At 36.7% G+C, this 17,534-nt stretch carries 17 protein-coding genes; 5 read left to right on the top strand and 12 right to left on the bottom strand.

The features are described 5' to 3' along the window. On the bottom strand, positions 1–2,757 hold a 2,757-nt coding region (locus tag ICG50_RS00005; protein WP_187658867.1), incomplete at its 3' end, for a choice-of-anchor L domain-containing protein. Positions 2,758–2,888: 131 nt separating this feature from the next. Here ICG50_RS00005 and ICG50_RS00010 point away from each other — a divergent pair. From ICG50_RS00010 to ICG50_RS00025, 4 genes are all read left to right on the top strand, one after another. Next, positions 2,889–3,785, top strand: a complete 897-nt coding sequence (locus tag ICG50_RS00010) for a NifU family protein (RefSeq protein WP_187658868.1) — start codon at positions 2,889–2,891, stop codon at positions 3,783–3,785. 174 nt (positions 3,786–3,959) lie between these two features. Next, positions 3,960–5,984 (top strand): thioredoxin domain-containing protein, encoded by a 2,025-nt coding sequence (locus tag ICG50_RS00015; RefSeq protein ID WP_187658869.1) that lies wholly within the window; start codon positions 3,960–3,962, stop codon positions 5,982–5,984. Between the two features lie 45 nt (positions 5,985–6,029). Continuing rightward, positions 6,030–6,389: a hypothetical protein gene (locus ICG50_RS00020; protein WP_187658870.1), complete on the top strand. Its 360-nt coding sequence runs from the start codon at positions 6,030–6,032 to the stop codon at positions 6,387–6,389. Between the two features lie 70 nt (positions 6,390–6,459). Further along, positions 6,460–7,287, top strand: coding sequence for a mechanosensitive ion channel family protein (locus ICG50_RS00025; RefSeq protein ID WP_187658871.1), 828 nt, complete (start codon positions 6,460–6,462; stop codon positions 7,285–7,287). A 3-nt stretch (positions 7,288–7,290) separates the two neighbouring features. On the opposite strand, the gene tsaB is transcribed toward ICG50_RS00025, so the two are convergent. Genes tsaB through ICG50_RS00040 form a run of 3 tightly spaced genes read right to left on the bottom strand, consistent with a single transcriptional unit; the run spans position 7,291 to position 10,623 of the window. After that, positions 7,291–7,953: a tRNA (adenosine(37)-N6)-threonylcarbamoyltransferase complex dimerization subunit type 1 TsaB gene (gene tsaB / locus ICG50_RS00030; protein ID WP_187658872.1), complete on the bottom strand. Its 663-nt coding sequence runs from the start codon at positions 7,951–7,953 to the stop codon at positions 7,291–7,293. 12 nt (positions 7,954–7,965) lie between these two features. Beyond that, complete coding sequence (locus ICG50_RS00035; protein ID WP_187658873.1) at positions 7,966–9,294, bottom strand: efflux RND transporter periplasmic adaptor subunit; 1,329 nt, start codon at positions 9,292–9,294, stop codon at positions 7,966–7,968. 3 nt (positions 9,295–9,297) lie between these two features. Beyond that, entirely contained in the window at positions 9,298–10,623 is a 1,326-nt protein-coding gene (locus tag ICG50_RS00040; RefSeq protein WP_187658874.1) for a TolC family protein, read from the bottom strand. A gap of 157 nt (positions 10,624–10,780) precedes the next feature. Here ICG50_RS00040 and ICG50_RS00045 point away from each other — a divergent pair, with 157 nt between their 5' ends. Further along, entirely contained in the window at positions 10,781–12,172 is a 1,392-nt protein-coding gene (locus tag ICG50_RS00045; RefSeq protein ID WP_187658875.1) for a DUF4403 family protein, read from the top strand. Between the two features lie 59 nt (positions 12,173–12,231). Here ICG50_RS00045 and ICG50_RS00050 read toward each other — a convergent pair whose 3' ends face one another. The 8 genes from ICG50_RS00050 to cyoE all read right to left on the bottom strand — a co-directional run bounded on the left by ICG50_RS00050 (position 12,232) and on the right by cyoE (position 17,431). Further along, complete coding sequence (locus ICG50_RS00050; RefSeq protein ID WP_187658876.1) at positions 12,232–12,486, bottom strand: hypothetical protein; 255 nt, start codon at positions 12,484–12,486, stop codon at positions 12,232–12,234. Then, the gene (locus ICG50_RS00055; protein ID WP_187658877.1) at positions 12,476–13,069 is read right to left on the bottom strand and encodes a DUF420 domain-containing protein; all 594 of its coding nucleotides are present in this window, start codon (positions 13,067–13,069) and stop codon (positions 12,476–12,478) included. The genes ICG50_RS00050 and ICG50_RS00055 overlap by 11 nt, the downstream gene beginning before the upstream one ends. After that, on the bottom strand, positions 13,062–13,745 hold the full coding sequence (locus ICG50_RS00060; RefSeq protein ID WP_187658878.1) for an SCO family protein: 684 nt from the start codon (positions 13,743–13,745) through the stop codon (positions 13,062–13,064). The genes ICG50_RS00055 and ICG50_RS00060 overlap by 8 nt, the downstream gene beginning before the upstream one ends. Positions 13,746–13,756: 11 nt before the next feature. Next, positions 13,757–14,413 (bottom strand): hypothetical protein, encoded by a 657-nt coding sequence (locus ICG50_RS00065; RefSeq protein ID WP_187658879.1) that lies wholly within the window; start codon positions 14,411–14,413, stop codon positions 13,757–13,759. 77 nt (positions 14,414–14,490) lie between these two features. Continuing rightward, positions 14,491–14,841 carry a cytochrome C oxidase subunit IV family protein gene (locus ICG50_RS00070; RefSeq protein WP_187658880.1) on the bottom strand — a complete coding sequence of 117 codons (351 nt, stop codon included), beginning with the start codon at positions 14,839–14,841 and terminating at the stop codon, positions 14,491–14,493. Between the two features lie 21 nt (positions 14,842–14,862). Then, entirely contained in the window at positions 14,863–15,891 is a 1,029-nt protein-coding gene (locus ICG50_RS00075) for a cytochrome c oxidase subunit 3 (protein ID WP_187658881.1), read from the bottom strand. A 44-nt stretch (positions 15,892–15,935) separates the two neighbouring features. After that, positions 15,936–16,526 (bottom strand): cytochrome c oxidase subunit 3, encoded by a 591-nt coding sequence (locus ICG50_RS00080; protein ID WP_187658882.1) that lies wholly within the window; start codon positions 16,524–16,526, stop codon positions 15,936–15,938. Positions 16,527–16,528: 2 nt separating this feature from the next. Continuing rightward, positions 16,529–17,431, bottom strand: coding sequence for a heme o synthase (cyoE, locus tag ICG50_RS00085; protein ID WP_187658883.1), 903 nt, complete (start codon positions 17,429–17,431; stop codon positions 16,529–16,531). Positions 17,432–17,534 lie beyond the last annotated feature (103 nt).

Genomic DNA, 17,534 nt, shown 5'->3' on the forward strand with positions numbered 1-17,534 from the left:
TTCGTAAGCTGCAATTATAGGATTAGGAACCGGTAATGGGTTGACGATTAAATCAAAAGTAGTAGTTGAGAAACAATCCGGAGAACCTATGAAATAAGCCCTTACATATATGGTTTGAGTTCCTTGAGCAATATTGCAGTAATTTACATTTAAAGGAATCGGTGAACCACTAGTATCAGTTTCATAAAATTCAACAACAATATTTGAATTACCTCCGTTGACTTCAATAATTTTCGTTCCTAAATCAAACAAACAGGATATACCATCATTATTGTCATCACATACGAGATAGTTTGTAGGCTGACCAATAACCGGAGCGGTGTTAACTGTTATTACTGCAGAACCTGTTTGAGTTTGAGAACATGTAGTAATTGCATTTTCTACACTAACCAAATTGTAAATAGTTGATGCGGTCAAAGGTCCCGTCACAACCGTTGCGCTACCTAATGCACTTAAAACAATGGTTTGGTTTGGATTAGAATCTATGTTATAAGTAACCTCAGCATTTGGAGTACCATTAAACGTAATCGTCGCTGTATCACCAAAACATATTGACGTTGTTCCTGAAATTGAGGCAGTTGGCAATGGATTAACCGTTATAATAGCTGAACCCGATTGAAATTGAGAACAATTGGTCGTAGGATTTTCTACACTGATTAAATTATAAGTAGAAGAAGCCGTTAATACCGGAGTAGATACAGACGCATTACCCGCAGCATTTAGAGCAATAGTTTGACTTGGATTACTACCTACATTGTAGGTTACAATAGCATTTGGCGTTCCATTAAAAGAAATTACTGCTGTGTTTCCTGAACAAATTGAGGTGGTTCCTGAAATACTAGCCGTTGGCAATGGATTAACAGTCACTGAAGCAGAACCCGTTAGCAATTGTGAACAAGTAGTAGTTGGATTCACAATACTCACCAAATTGTATGTCGATGACGCTGTTAATGACGTTAAAGTTGTAGTGGCAATACCACTAGCATTCAAAGCAATTGTTTGGTTTGGATTCCCGTCAACATTGTAGGTCACAATGGCATTAGGCGTTCCGTTAAAAGTTACTGTAGCACTATCATTCACACAAACAACTGTAGGAGTGATAGAAACAGTTGCCGTAGGTATTGGATTAATTAATAACTGAAATGTTGTCACACCAAAATGAGTAGTGTCTAAATTCTCCTCTAACCTGACATAAATGATTTGTCCATTAGTTCCATTAATATTAGTTGGTCCTATGGCTCCAGTATCATTATCGGCATCATTTTGTGTTAAATGGTATGTAACTGTATAGTCTGCTGCCGGATATGTCCCCAAAACAATTGGAGTTTGCGGTGAGAAATTAAAAGTAGCTGTGCCACTGCCGAAACTACTTTCGCATAATGTTAAATTGGGCGGTTGAGTCGGATTCGGATTGGTTGTACACACTATAACATCAAGTAAAAACTGAGTTGATGTTAAACAACCCGTTGTATTGTCTTCAACGGCAACATATATTATTTGCCCATCAAAACCTGTGTAATTTGTCGGATTTTGTATAGGATTTGACAACTGCTGTGCATTAGCAAGTGTACCGTAATATGTCACCGAAACATCTAGACCATTAGCAATAACAGGAGTGTTCTGTGTCAAATTAAAAACAACATCGCATTCCGTTAAATTACTAGGATTGCCAATCAATATTTCATCTTGAAACTCAACAATTAAACAATCAGTAACCGGACAAGCCGGACCAAAAGGAAATGCAGTTGCACAATATTCTCCGGGTTCTGTGACGGTTAAACATGGACCGGTTTCTCCGGGTATCACACCGCCATCAAGTGTCCAAATGTGGGGAATAGTATTGGACAAACCAGTACAAATCTCAGCAGAAGTGCCGAAACAAGGGGCAAAACCATTAGAAACCAAATAATCATTAGGAAAATCTATAGGCGCAGAAGTAAAACTATTCGCTTTTAAAAAAACCGCGGAATCCAAAGAGTTATCCCCAACATTCGCAATAGCTAATTTAATATGATACGTTTGTCCACACTGAACCGAAGCGGTAGCGGGAATAACCACAGTAAAACCATCATATTGTATAGTGCTATTGACTGCGGGAGTATTTCCTGTTCCGTTATTAACATAAAACGAACAGTATTCACAAGGTCCGTTATTTGTTGTTCCGTTATTTAAATTGTTAATAGTTATTGGAATAATGGTCGAGGGAATCAAAGCAATATTGATTGCCCCATTGGAATAAGGTCCGGCAATACCGGGACCGCTCAAGAAAAATCCGAAAACATCGTTAAAATTCGAATTGGCCCATTCCGGATATTCTTCAGAAGCAAAGACAAAATCAAAACTCAAGGTTTGTCCATTAGGCACAAAATCAAACTCAAGAATTGCTCTGTTTCTGACGGTATTTGTGGTTAACTGATCTAAATCTGCATCGCCTTCACTAGGATTATCTGTTGCGTTAGTTGTTCCCCCGGTATTGTTGGGTCCAATGGCAACAACTCCTTTCCCTGTTGACAAAATAATCCCTTGATCAAGACCAATATTGGTTGTTGAACCATTTAAAAAATGCCCTACTTGATCTCTAATTAATGTGGCATTAGCCGCAGATCCATTAAAAGTAATGTTAGTAGCCGCAACACCTTGTCCCAAAAGTACATTCTGAACTAACTGTGCAGGCGACTGAGTGTTATTGACTATTAATTGGGAATAGGACGAAAAACCAATCACCAAAAAGACAATAAAAAGTATTTTTTTTTGCATCAAATAAGAAATGTTTTAGCAGTTCAATCGCTTTTAAACTACTTGATTGTGTTAATTATTGATTAATTCTCCAAATATAAGTATTCACAGAAAATATCTTTGTTAAATTTGCAGAAAAATATACTATTCCAATGAAAATCGCCATAAAAGAAACACAAAACCCAACAATAATAAAATTTGAGTTCCCCGATTTCATCACGCAAAATGAAAACTTCGAATTTAAAAACATCGATGAAGCCAAAAATTCGCCTTTGGCACAACAACTTTTTTACTTGCCTTTTGTAAAAACTGTTTACATTTCCGGAAACTTTATCGCTATCGAACGATTCAGTATAGTGGATTGGTCAGATGTGCAAGATGCTGTGGCTGAACAAATTGAAAATTTCGTCAACAACGGTGGTGTAATCGTTTTACCGAGCGAAAATAAAACCAAAAAACAAGCCATTACGGTTTACGGCGAAACCACACCCAATCCGGCTTCTCTGAAATTTGTTGTCAATAAAGGCTTGACAAAAACAGCTGCCGAATTCAAAAATATCGACGAAGCCAAAGCATCCCCATTAGCACAAGAATTATTCAAATTCCACTTTGTAAAAGAGATTTTTATAGCCGAAAATTATATCTCCGTAACCAAATACGAAAGTACTTCATGGGACGAAATCACCCTAGAGTTGCGAACGTTTATCAAACAATTTATCGAAAATGGCGGAACGGTTTTAGACGAAACCTTAATTGAAAAAGACGAAAAGCAAGAAAAACAACAAATCAAAAATTTTGACCACCTTGATACTACTTCGCAACAAATCATCAATATTTTAGAAGAATACGTGAAACCTGCAGTCGCTGCCGATGGCGGAAACATTCTTTTTGATTCCTATGATGAAACCGAAAAACGAGTAAAAGTTGTCCTTCAAGGGGCTTGTAACGGCTGTCCTTCATCGACTTTTACATTAAAAAGCGGCATCGAAAACATGCTGAAAGACATGCTTAACGACAAAGATATCGTGGTGGAAGCATTGAACGGATAAGCATTTATTCGAAATAAAAAACTAACTTTAAGCGTCCAAATCGGGCGCTTTTTTTATCTAATTTTTAGGAGCTGTTTCCCGCTTTCCGCAGTATCTTTTTTATCACTTCGAGCTTATTCGAAAACGTTCAATTAAAAAAAGGATACTTGCTGCAATCGGGGCTAATTTATCGCTATGAACGAACTACATCTGGAAACCAGTCCATATCTTTTACAACACGCCAACAATCCTGTGCATTGGAAAGCCTGGAACGAAAAATCTTTAGCAGAAGCCAAAGCAACCAACAAACTCATCATCATCAGCATAGGCTATTCCGCCTGCCATTGGTGCCACGTGATGGAACACGAAAGTTTTGAAAACGAAGAAGTCGCTGCCGTGATGAATGCCCATTTTGTCAATATCAAAATCGACCGCGAGGAACGTCCCGATATCGATGCCGTCTATATGAAAGCCGTACAAGTCATGACCGGACAAGGCGGTTGGCCTATGAATGTAGTAACATTACCCGATGGTAGACCCATTTGGGGTGGAACGTATTTCCGAAAAAACGATTGGATCAATTCGTTAGAGAAACTTCAGGAAATTTACACCCAAAACCCACAAACTATTTTCGAGTATGCCCAACAATTACACGAAGGTTTACAATCTTTAAGTGTAATTCCAAAAATCGATTCACCTATTGACCTCAATTCAGACCGCTTAGAAAAACTGGTCGAAAAATGGCAAAAAAGCTTCGATTGGGATTTTGGCGGTATGGCGCGCGCACCCAAATTCATGATGCCAACCAACTACGAATTCCTATTGCGCTACGGTTACCAAACCCAAAACCAAAGCTTGTTAGATTTCACGAACTTGACGTTAACCAAAATGGCTTACGGCGGTTTATTCGATACGCTTGATGGCGGATTTTCGCGTTATTCTGTAGATATGAAATGGCATGTGCCACATTTTGAAAAAATGTTATACGACAATGGACAATTGGTTTCCCTTTATGCCAATGCCCACAAATTAACCCAAAATCAATTGTACAAAGAAGTCATCGAAAAGACGTTGACTTTCGTCGAAAAAGAATGGCTGGCTTCAGAAGGAAGTTTCTATTCTGCACTCGATGCCGACAGTTTAAATGCCAAAAATCATTTGGAAGAAGGCGCGTTTTATGTTTGGAACAAAGAAGAATTACAAGAATTACTTGGAGAAGATTTCAACTTGTTTTCGAAAGTTTTCAATATCAATGAATTCGGGCATTGGGAACACGGCAATTATGTTTTGATTCAGAACCAATCTTTAGAACAAATAGCTGAAAAGCAAAACATTGCCATAGAAACATTGGCACAAAAGAAAAAAACGTGGGAACAAAAACTGTATTCCGAAAGAGAAAAGCGCAGCAAACCAAGATTAGACGACAAGTGTTTAACTTCTTGGAACGCCATTATGGGCAAAGGTTTTGTCGAGGCATACAAAGCTTTAGGAAATCCGAAATATTTAGACATTGCTTTGCAAAATGCTGATTTCATTATTAAAAATCTCTGGAGTGCAGAAGGTCATTTATTCCGAACCTATAAAAACGGAAAAGCTACTATCAATGCTTACTTAGAAGATTATGCCCACGTGATTCAAGGATTTATTGGTTTATACGAAGCGACTTTAGACGAACATTGGTTGCAAAATGCCAAACAGTTGACGGATTATAGCTTTGATCATTTCTATGATGAAAAAGCGGCATTCTTTTCGTTTACCTCCAAAACAGACGAAGCCTTAATCACCGTGCATTTTGAAGTGGAAGACAATGTGATTCCAGCAGCGAACTCAGTCATGGCAAGCAATTTATTCCGTTTAGGCATTTATTTCAACCATAGTTATTACGAAAATATCGCTGAGCAAATGGTGCAAAATATCATCCCGACGATTGATTATCCATCGGCGTTTTCCAATTGGCTAAATGTGATGTTGAATTATTCGGAACAAAATAAAGAATTGGCGATTTGTGGTGAAAAAGCGTTTGATTATTTGGCCCAAATTAACCAACAATATTTACCGAATATCATTATCGCCGGAACAAATATTGATTCCAAACTTCCTTTCCTGGAAAATCGATTTGTGGAAAAACAAACTTTATTTTATTTATGCCAAAACAAAACTTGCGATATTTCAACCACTGATTTCCAACAAATTATCAATAAAATAACATTAAATTCTTAGAAAAAATCGTAATATTGTTATTATTAACCAATAAAAACAACCGATATGGGATTAGGAGATTTTTTTAAAAATTTGTTTGGCGGTGCCAAAGGAAAAGCCGGAGAACAAGCACAAAATTTTGCCGATGACGCTATTGAAAAAGTAAAAGAAATGGCTGAACCGATGATTGATAAAGTTGAGGAAATGGCTGAAGCTGCCAAAGATAAAATAAGCGAATATGTTCCGCAAGCGACTGAAACTATTGAAAATGTAGTGGAAAGTGCTAAGGAAAAAATAAGCGAGTTTACCGAAAACGCAACTGATTCTGTAAAAGAAAAAATAAGTTCTTTTACAGGTGATGCCTCTTCAGAAGCGGAGGATACCGTTAAAGAAACGGTAAATCGTGTCGAAGAAGACGCCGATTAATTTTAAAAATTATTATTTTTGCACCCTATAATTATCCCGATTCTTTCGGGATTTTTTTTACACCTTGACTATGAACAACTCGCTTTCGATTCATTCCTTTGCCGAATACGCAGAAAAATTTACAACCCTATTAATTGATTATTCTCCGAAGTTGATTTCGGCGTTAATCATTCTATTCGTTGGTTTGTATGCCATTCGAATTACCAATCGTTTGGTTAGAAAAATCATGGTGAAAAGGGAATTTGACCCCACATTATCCAAATTCTTAGCCGATAGTTTGCTTTGGGCGTTGCGCGTTTTGTTGTTTGTGAGTTTTATTTCCAAATTGGGTATTGAAACTTCATCATTCGTAGCTATTCTTGGTGCGGCAGGTTTGGCTATCGGTTTGTCTTTACAAGGTTCGCTTTCCAATTTTGCAGGAGGAATGTTGATTATTTTATTCAAGCCTTTTCGGGTGGGCGATACCATTGAAGCGCAAGGTGCGATTGGAACTGTGCTTGAAATTCAGATTTTTGTAACCAAGCTAATTAACGGCAACAACCAAACAATTTTTGTGCCCAACGGAATCTTATCGAATGGCGTAATCATCAATTACTCGATGCAAGGCAATCGCAGAGCGGATTTGGTTTTCTCACTTTCCTATGACACCAATATCAAAACCGCAAAAGACATCGTTATTAAAGTAATGCAAGAGCACCCAAAAGTTTTGAAAAATCCGGCACCAACCGTTAGTGTGAAAAGCCTAACCGATTCGGCCATCATTTTAGCCATAAATCCTTGGGCTAAGAATACCGATTTTGGCGGTATGACTTCGGATATTTTGGAGAATTGTAAAGAAGCGTTTGACGCTGCGGGCATAGTGACGCAACCTTATGTGAGAGAATCTTCGAAAGAGTAGTTATTATTTTTTGGTCAACATAAAATCCTTTAAATAAAACGGCTCAAAGTAAGCCACATCTTCAAAGTCATTTTTGGTGAATTTTTCAAAGCTGATTGGACTCATTTCGTTGGCGGAAGGAAATATAATCTCGGGGAGAAACACAAAGTTGTCTTTGGTCAAAACTGACTGGCATTTTTCCTGACAATCACCCACAAAATAAACGGTTTCCGTAATGTCGGCGTAACTGTTTTCGGTTAAAACTTCGGCTTGAACTTCCATTATTTTTTGGTGATTTGCATCGAAAACGGCACTGTAAACTTCCATTCTTCGGGCATCAATCATCGGGATGATCAAACCGTCGTTTCGGGTAACTTTTTGGGCCAAAACTTGTAAAGTGTCGACAGAAATTAGTGGAATTTGCAACGCATAACACAAACCTTTAGCGGCAGAAACACCAATGCGCAAACCGGTATAAGAACCCGGACCTTTGCTTATGGCAATCGCTTTCAAATCGCGAACACTTTTTCCGGCTTCCTTTAAAATATCTTCAATAAAAACATGCAGTTTTTCCGCATGCGAATAACCTTGTTCAGCAATTTCTTTACAAAAAACGGTTTGTCCGTCTTTGGCTAAAGAAATTGAACAATTCTTGGTTGCGGTTTCTATGTTTAAAATATAATTCAACTTGAAATTAGGCTAGTTTGCAGAGACAGTTATAGACGATTCTTTTTTATTCTTGCCTTCGGCTGAGTCTTTTTTCAACTTCACTTTATCGCCTGAATTTAAGTCTTTGGTAACGGTTGTATAAGGTCCGATAATCACCACATCACCTTTTTTCAAACCCGAAACCACTTCAATATTAGTATCGTCTTGAATCCCGGTTTTGATGACTCTGATTTTGGCTTTGCCATCCACTTTTACAAAAACACACTCAAATTTTTTATCGCTTTTGGCGGTTACTTTTTTCTCTTCCGGTGCTTCTTTAACCATGTATGATTTCGTTGCCGTAGTATCCGATTTTACCAAAACCGAACTGATGGGTACGCCGATTACTTTTTCTTTTCTGGTGGTAATAATATCAACGGTTGCCGTCATTCCCGGTCTGAACGGAGAAAAACTAGCCGGTTTTCCTTCTAATAAATCTTGGTAAGACTCTTTTAGGATTCTAACTTTTACTTTAAAATTAGTCACTTGGTCAGCCGTAGTTGCCGTGCTGGCAGAGTTTGAAATACTCGTAACGATGCCTTTAAACTCTTTCTTCAAATAAGCATCAACGCTGATATTGGTACTGTCGCCAATGCTGATTTTCACGATATCATTTTCGTTTACATCGACTTCTACTTCCATGTTATCCAAATTGGCTACACGAAGAATTTCTGTTCCGGTCATTTGTTGCGTTCCTAAAACTCTTTCGCCTAATTCAACCCCAAGCGAAGAAATTGTTCCGTCAGCAGGCGAATAAATGGTAGTTCTTCCCAAGTTGTCTTTGGCTTCTTTCACCGTAGCGTTCGCACTTTGTACGTTATAATAAGCTGATTCTTTGCTGGCTTTAGCACTTTCAAAAGCAGCGATGGCTTTGTCCCATTCCGATCTGGAAATAATGCCTTTGTCAAAAAGGGTTTTACTTCGGTCGTAACTGGCTTTGGCTTCTTTAAACGCCGCGTCGGCCTGACTCAAACCGGCTTTGGTGCCCGACAAATTGGAAATCGTTCTATTGTATCCTGAAGTGTATAAATCGGGATTAATTTTTACCAAAAGCTGTCCTTTTTTTACGATTTGTCCTTCTTTGATAGGCAGATCGATAATTTCTCCCGACACTTCAGAAGATATTTTTACTTCAATTTCCGGTTGGATTTTACCCGTAGCCGAAACCGTTTCGATAATGGTGATTTCATCGGCTTTGGCAGTTTCGACTTCAATGATACCATCATCTGCGCCGATTACGCCTTTTTTCTTTAAAACTACTAATAGGACTAACAACAATATGATTATTCCAACTAACCAATATATTTTCTTTTTTGACATGATTTATTGTTTTTGAATGATTGGGATTCCGAAATAAAACTCTAACAATTTTATTCTAAAAATATAATCGTATTTGGTTCTGATTACTTCTGATTGAGCGTTTTCGTAGGTTAATAAGGCTTGACTGTAATCAAAAGAATTTAAAAGTCCGACATCAAAACGTTCTTTAGAAAAATTTTGCGCCAACTTTCTGGCTTCGGCTGTTTTTACTGCTGCTTCATAACTTTTTTGCGCATTCAACACATCGTTGTAGGCTTGAAAAACGGTTCGTTCTAAATCCAATTCTGCTTGGTCTAATACTAATTTAGAGCGTTCTGCACTGATTTTTGTCCGTTGTACATTCCCGCGAGTGGCAAATCCATTCAAAATTGGGACACTAAGTTGAACTCCAACATTGGTACCGTCAAAAAGCGATAACTGATCTACAAAACCAATGGGAATACTTTGAGACCAGCGCGTATTATAACCTACAAAACCTGATAATCTTGGCAGATAATCCGATTTTACGAGCGATACACTTTTTTGGGCTTCTTCATAATTGGTAGCGGCAATTTTGATGTCTTTTACAACATCTCTTGCTTTTAAAGCGATGGCTTCAGGGGTTTGGAATAAAATCTGTGTTGCCGGAACATCCATTGCTTCAACGGCTATATCAAAATTGGCGTAATCTTTTAACAAAAGTGTTTGGGCCAATCCTAATTTTGAAATAAAAAGCGTGTTTTGGGCATTTACAATTTGCTGTTCTTGCGAAGCGTCAGTAGCTTGTAATTCATAAATATCACCGGCCGGAACTGTTCCGGCGTCAATTAACTCTTTGGTTCTTTTGATATTTTCTTTGGTGATTTTATTTTGATTGACCAGTACTTTCACTTGTTCTTTATTGAATAGAATCTGTAGGTACGCATTAGCTACGCTTAAGGCAATGTCGTCTTTCATTTTATCCAACTTGTAGGTGTTGGCCAACTTATTAATTTTAGCTCTTTGAAGATTTTTCCAGTTGGCTAATCCGTTAAAAAGAAGAATTCCGGTATTAATATTAGCCGATGCTGAACGGAAAGATTGATTTTCAAACTGATTGGTTGCCGGGTTAATATTGGCTCCGGTATTAATTCCGTAATTGGCGGTACCGGAAATATCAGGCAGAAATCTCCCTAAGGCTTCCATTTTTAAAACATCCGATACTTTTAAATCCAATTCTGATTGTTGGATGGAAATATTATTTTCCAGGGCATAAGCAACACACTCTTCTAATGTCCATTTTTTTGTTTGAGCTTGTACTGAAATACTACCAAACAGTAAGAAGAGGCAAATGATTTTGATGATTTTCATAATTAACGGTAAATACCACTATTATTTGGCAAACAAAGATAAAACTTTTGAATTACTTCCAATAGTAATGACTTAATCCTTTAGACTTTAGTTTTTTTAATTTGTTACACATTATTTCCATTTTACCGCTATTTTTGACAAAAAAATATTTTCGTTTATGTCTGCCATAAAATCGATTCTTATACTGCTTTTAGTTTCATCACTATTGAATAGCTGTGCTACTACCCAAAAAATTGAAGCGTTAAAACCACTTCCTTCAAATGATGCGCCAATGGTTTACAAAACAAAAACTTCATTCATCAATATGCCTTTGGCCATTTCTTTGAAGGAAATAGAAAATCAATTGAACAAAACATTGAACGGACAGATTTATGATGATTCAAATTTGGCGGATGATAAAACCGAAATGAAAATCTGGAAAACGGCTCCAATCAAATTAGTCGAGAAAAACGGGAAAATTCAAACTATAATGCCATTGAAAATTTGGACCAAATTCAAATACGGTACTGATTTCATGGGATTAAATGACACACGCGAAATCAATTTAAACGGAACGATTACAATGGTGAGCGATGTAAAACTGTCCAATTGGAAATTATCCACCACTTCTATAATAGAAGATTTCGAATGGTCTGAGAGTCCAACAATTTTAGTAGCCGGAAAATATGTGCCGATTACTTACATCATCAATCCGACACTTTCTATTTTTAAATCTAAAGTAGCCAAAAAAATAGACGAAGCTATTGAAGGTTCTTGTGATTTTAAGCCATATGTTTTGGATGTTTTACAAAATATGAGCACCCCATTTATGACCAGTGAGCAATACCAAACTTGGTTCAAATTAATTCCGATTGAGGTTTATGTAACCGATGCTGTATTAGGAAAAAACGACATCAAAATGGATTTAGGATTAAAGTGCAACATGCAAACTATGGTGGGTTTGAAACCCAAAAACACTTTTGAAAGAGATGCTATTCAATTCAAAGCCGTAACTAAAATACCAACGACTGTGTCGGCTAATGTAGCTGCAATTTCAACTTATGACAGTGCTTCAAAAATAATAACGACCAACTTCAAAGGGAAAGAATTTGCTTCCGGCAGTCGAAAAATAATTGTTGAAAATGTTGCCTTATGGCAAAAAGACGGGAAAATCATTATTGCTTTAACCATGTCGGGAAGCATCAACGGTTCCATTTATTTATCGGGAATTCCGAATTACAATTCGGTTACCAAAGAAATTTATTTTGACCAAATGGATTATGTTTTGAACTCTAAAGGCATTTTAACCCGAACAGCCAACTGGTTATTACAGGGCGTAATTTTGAAAAAAATTCAGGAGAATTGTCGTTACTCTATCAAAGATAATTTGGATGAAGGTAAAAAAAGCCTGTTGCCTTATTTGAACAATTATTCTCCAATGAAAGGCGTTTTCGTAAACGGCACGATGAATGATTTTGAATTTGAAAAAGTAGAAGTGACCGACAAAGCGATTATTGCATTTATTACGACTACCGGAAAAATGAGTGTAAAAATTGACGGTATGGAGTAGATTTAGTGTTCAGTGTTCGGTTGGCAGTGTTCAGTTACCAATCGAGACTAAATGACAATCTACTTCTTTTTGTAATACATTTTATAGACCACAAAACCGATTCCGGCCACTATAATATAAGGAATGGCCATTAGGAAAACAATCCCATCGTTTACCGCTTCGACTTTGCTGTTGTCTCCGGTGCTTTCCAAAGCGGCTCTGCACATGGCGCATTGCGAAAAAGAGGCAATAGGCATAAGGCATAAGGCAAAAGTTAGCAACACTAATTTTTGACTTATCTCTTTTCTCTTATCCCTTTTAACTTTAGTTTGCATAGTAAGGCGAAATCATCAAATAAACCACTACACCTGTAACAGCCACATACAACCAAAGCGGAAAAGTGATTTTGGCCAATTTTTTATGTTTGTCAAATCGCTCAGCTAAAGCTCTTACATAAGTAAACAACACCATTGGAATAATGGCAACGGATAAAATAATGTGTGAGATTAAGATAAAAAAGTAAACCATACGCATTGAACCTGCATTGGCCAATTCGGTTTCGTCTAAAATCCCGTCTGCATTGATATCGCCGTATTTGGTTGAATCAGCCGACATGTGATAAGCAACATACATTACCAAAAAAACTACAGAACAAGCTATGGCTAAGGTCATGATTCTTTCGTGCACCTTTCTGTTTCCGTTTTTAATAGCCAACACACCCATAATTAATAGCAAGGCTGTTGCCGCATTGATTGAAGCATAAATAGGTGGCAAAAAGGTTAAGGGTTCAATATTGATTCCGAAATCTTTTAATTTTACCGAAAACAAGACCGCTACCGCAATTGGAATAATAATAGAAACCGCAATAATAGATCCTTTGAATTTCTTTTCTAAAGTTTGATCGTTTTGACTATTCATTTAATAATTTTTTAATGTCTTCAATTATCGCTTTTACTCCTTTTTTCTCCAATCCGTCATAATAAAGTATAGGATTGCCGAATTTATCTTTCCTGCATCTGATATTGCCTTCTTTGTCAATCAACGCAAAAAGCCCTGAATGTTCGAAACCTCCGGCAGCTTTTTTATCTTCACCGGCATAGATGTTAAATCCTTTATTCGATATGCCATAAATATATTCTTTATCACCGGTTAAGAAATGCCAATTAGAGGACTTTACTCCTATCAAATCTGCATGCTCTTTTAAAACTGCAGCGGTATCATATTCAGGATTAATGGTAATTGATGCTATACCGAAATTAGGGTTGCCAAAAAATTTATTTTGAATATCCACCATATTTTTATTCATGATGGGACAGATTGAAGGACAAGTCGAAAAGAAAAACTCCAACACATATACTTTACCTTTATAGGTTTCGTTGGTTATTTTTTGATTATTCTGATTGGTGAGCTCAAAACTTGGCGCAGGACCGATCGTTAGTAAACCATTTTCGGCAGATTTGTGATTTGATACTGCGTCAATTCGGTTTCCTTGAACAACCGTACCCTTCTTTACTCTCTCGATGATTCTGGGAATAAAAATAATTCCAAAGACTAAAATGATAAAGGACAATCCTATATATGACTTATTTTTCATAGGCTTAAACTCTAAATTTTTCTATTTGCATTATTCCTTTTTAGAGCCAAACGATATTCGGCCAAAATAATTTTCACATCATCCATCATATCATTGTGCAAATCGGCTGCTGATGTTGTATTGTACCCTTCTTTGTATTCCGGTTTTCCTTTATCACTTTTCCCTTTTCTGCCTCGAATATTTCTCTTTTTGTCAACAATGTAAACATAAGGCGTTCCCGATTTTACATCTAATTTGCCCAACAATTTTAAACTAGCATGATAAGTCTCAATCGCATCCGGAGTAGTAAAAACAAAATGATAGCCTGAAACATCGCTAATTTTTCCTAATTCTTTCATAAGTCTTTGGGCTTGGTCTTCGGTACCCAATGGCGCGATGAACACAAACTGAAAGTCTTTAAATTCTCTGTATTTATTATAGATTTTTTGATTGAGCGTAAAAAAATTACCGCTATTGGCCAAAATCTCCTGACCGGAAAACCCCAATATGGTAATTTTTGCGTCTAAAGTAACTTTCTTATCCTCCAAAGATTTCCATTGGGCATCGACATTTGGAATGGTTGGCGTAATGGTTGGTAAAGTGATAAAACTATTTACACCCGAAGCAAAGAAAAGATAAGCTACGATAGGTAAAATAAACAGGATGAAAAGGACAAGATTTTTTTTCATTAGGATTTTGAAAATCAGTAGTACAAAAATAAAAAAATCCCGAGTGAATCGGGACTTTTTTTTGAATTAATATAATGTTAAAAATTCCATTTTATGGTAGAATCTTTAAAAATCCCGTAGATATAATCTGCTTCGACTAACAATATAAAAAGTAAATATAATACAAGGAAAATAACGGTGGCCACAACGGCCCAACGCAAACTTGATTTTTCAGCTTCCATGTGCATAAAAGCCCAAGTAATCCCATAAGCTTTCACCAAGGTTAAAATGATGAAAATCCAATTAAGCAAATTCATGCTTAAAAAGTTTTTTAAATATAAGAAGTCGGGTTTGATAATTCCTAAATAAACCTCAACAATAGTTACAAAAGATAAAAAAGTAAAAACTTTCCAAATTCTTTTTGTATTTGATACATGCTCGTGTCCCATAATAATGTACGTTTTCTAAAATTAAACTAAGTAGAAGAATGTAAATACGAATACCCAAACTAAATCAACGAAGTGCCAATAAAGCCCCACTTTTTCGACCATTTCATAGTTTCTTCTTTTCTCATAAGTACCCAAAAGTACATTGAAATAAATGATGATGTTAATGATTACTCCCGAGAATACGTGGAATCCGTGGAATCCTGTAATAAAGAAGAAGAAGTCGGCGAATAATTTGCTTCCGTATTCGTTTCGCTGCAAATTAGCACCTTCAACTACTAAATGAGCATTGCCAACCATAACTTCTGATTCGGCTCTGTTTAGAATTTCTCTGTGTTTGTTTTTATTTAAACCTGTTTGTAAAGCTTTGTTGGCTTTATCTTCTTTGGTATCTCTATAGATTTTTTCTGTTCTAACCAATAAATCAGGATGCGCTTTAAAACCGGCTTGAACTTCGGCTACAGAATAAGTCGGTAACGTAGCTTCATCCGCAAACCAAACACCATTGCTGCGTTTGTGTTGCTCTCTTTCTTCAGGTAATACAACAGCGAAATCTTCTAGTTTTACTCTTTTTCCGGTTTTATCAACGAACTGGATGATACTTCCGCCTTTTGTTTCGATTGCGCCGTATTCCCCTTTGATAAAGTTTTTCCACTCCCAAGCTTGCGAACCTACGAAGATTAAACCTCCGATGATGGTCAATAACATATAGAATGCTACTTTCTTTTGTTTCATTTGGTGACCCGCATCAACAGCTAACACCATGGTTACTGAAGAGAAGATTAGGATAAAGGTCATCAACGCTACATAGTACATAGGTGCAGGAACACCGTGTAAAAATGGGAAGTGTGTAAACACCTCGTCGGCAATTGGCCAATTATCAATAAATTTAAATCTTGAAAATCCGTATGCAGCAAGGAAACCAGAGAAGGTCAAGGCATCCGACACGATAAAAAACCACATCATCAATTTACCATAACTGGCACCCATTGGCTCATTTCCGCCACCCCAAGTATTTTCGTTTGTATTTGCAGTAGTAACTGTAGCTCCCATAAAAGTTATATAGTTAAAAAGTTCCCAAATTTAGATTTTTTTTCTTATTTAAAGAAATATAAAAAGAAAAACAAACAAATCCACAAGAAATCAAGAAAGTGCCAATACATTGCACCTAGCTCAATTCCAAGCGTTTGACTTGAATTGTATTTTTGTTTAAAATGATTATAAATTATGATTAAAAGCGAAATAATTCCTCCGGCAAGGTGAGCCAAGTGAACTACGGCGATTACATAAAGAAAAGTGGTTGCAATATTACTCTCCGGTCCGGTGAAATAATACCCTTGATCAACCAATTGACCAAAACCCTTAAATTGTAAAAACACAAAAGTAATTCCTAGACCTAAAGTCAATAAAAGAAAACTACTAGTTGCTTTTCTGTCGTCTTTTTGAATGGCTTTTTTGGCCAAATGAAAAGTGACACTACATAAAATAATTGCTAAAGTACTAAAGTAAAAAGCTGAAGGCATTTGGAATTCTTTCATCCAATCTTCCCTCGACTTACTTACTACAAAAGCACTGGTAATTCCGGCGAACATCATGGTCATACTGCCCATGGCAAACCACAAAAGTAACTTTTGCGAACGGGCCTTTCGGGCTTTATGTTCTTCGGCGGACATTGTTATTGCAGCCATAATTATCTTAAAAATTTATCTGTTATATAAACAATTTGTAATAAAGTGATGTATGAAACACTGACTAACATCAAAGTTCTTGCTGCTTTGGTTGTTCTCAATTGGTATAACTTTACCGCATAATAAATCATCCAAAGGCCAAGCAAAAATACAATTCCTGCTGCAATTGGCGAAATAAATAATCGTCCCGTATAGCCTAAACTTGGTAATAATGAAGCCACCAACAACCAAATCGAATATAAAATGGTTTGTAAAGCGGTAGAAGTATCTTTTTTACCGGTAGGCAACATAAAAAATCCTGCTTTTTCGTAGTCATCATATAAAAACCAACCAATAGCCCAAAAATGGGGAAACTGCCAAAAAAACTGTATTAAAAAAAGCGTTCCCGCTTCAATTCCAAAATGGTCAGTAGCTGCAACCCAGCCCAACATAAAAGGAATTGCTCCCGGAAAAGCCCCTACAAAAACCGAAAGTGGTGTATGCACTTTTAAAGGCGTATAAATACTAGTATATAAAAAAATAGAAATCGCCCCAAACATGGCCGATTTAGGGTTAATCAAATACAATAGGATTAAACCGATAATGGTCAACAAACTCGCCACAAACAACGCGTGATTCGGCGACATTCTACCCGAAGCTACTGGACGATTCTTGGTTCGGTCCATCAAAGCGTCAAGGTCTTTTTCAATTACTTGATTGAAAGCATTTGAAGCGCCAACCATACAATAACCACCAATAGCTAACATTAATAAAGTAGATACTTTTAAATCTTGAAAATCCACTACTCCAAGAAGATAGCCGGCAATGGAAGAAAAAACCACGCTGATGGCTAAACCTGCTTTGGTGATTTCTTTGAAATCAATGGCAATTTTTTTGAGAGAAAATGTGGTAGCAGTAGCGTTCATCGAAGTTTTAAAAACTGATGCAAAGGTACTTTATAGAAAACGATTTGACAAAAAACATTTCATAAAAATAATAGTCTAATCGGAAGAAAATTACAACTTTCTC

The organism is Flavobacterium buctense, assembly GCF_014486695.1.
GTDB classification, from domain to species: Bacteria; Bacteroidota; Bacteroidia; order Flavobacteriales; family Flavobacteriaceae; genus Flavobacterium; species Flavobacterium buctense.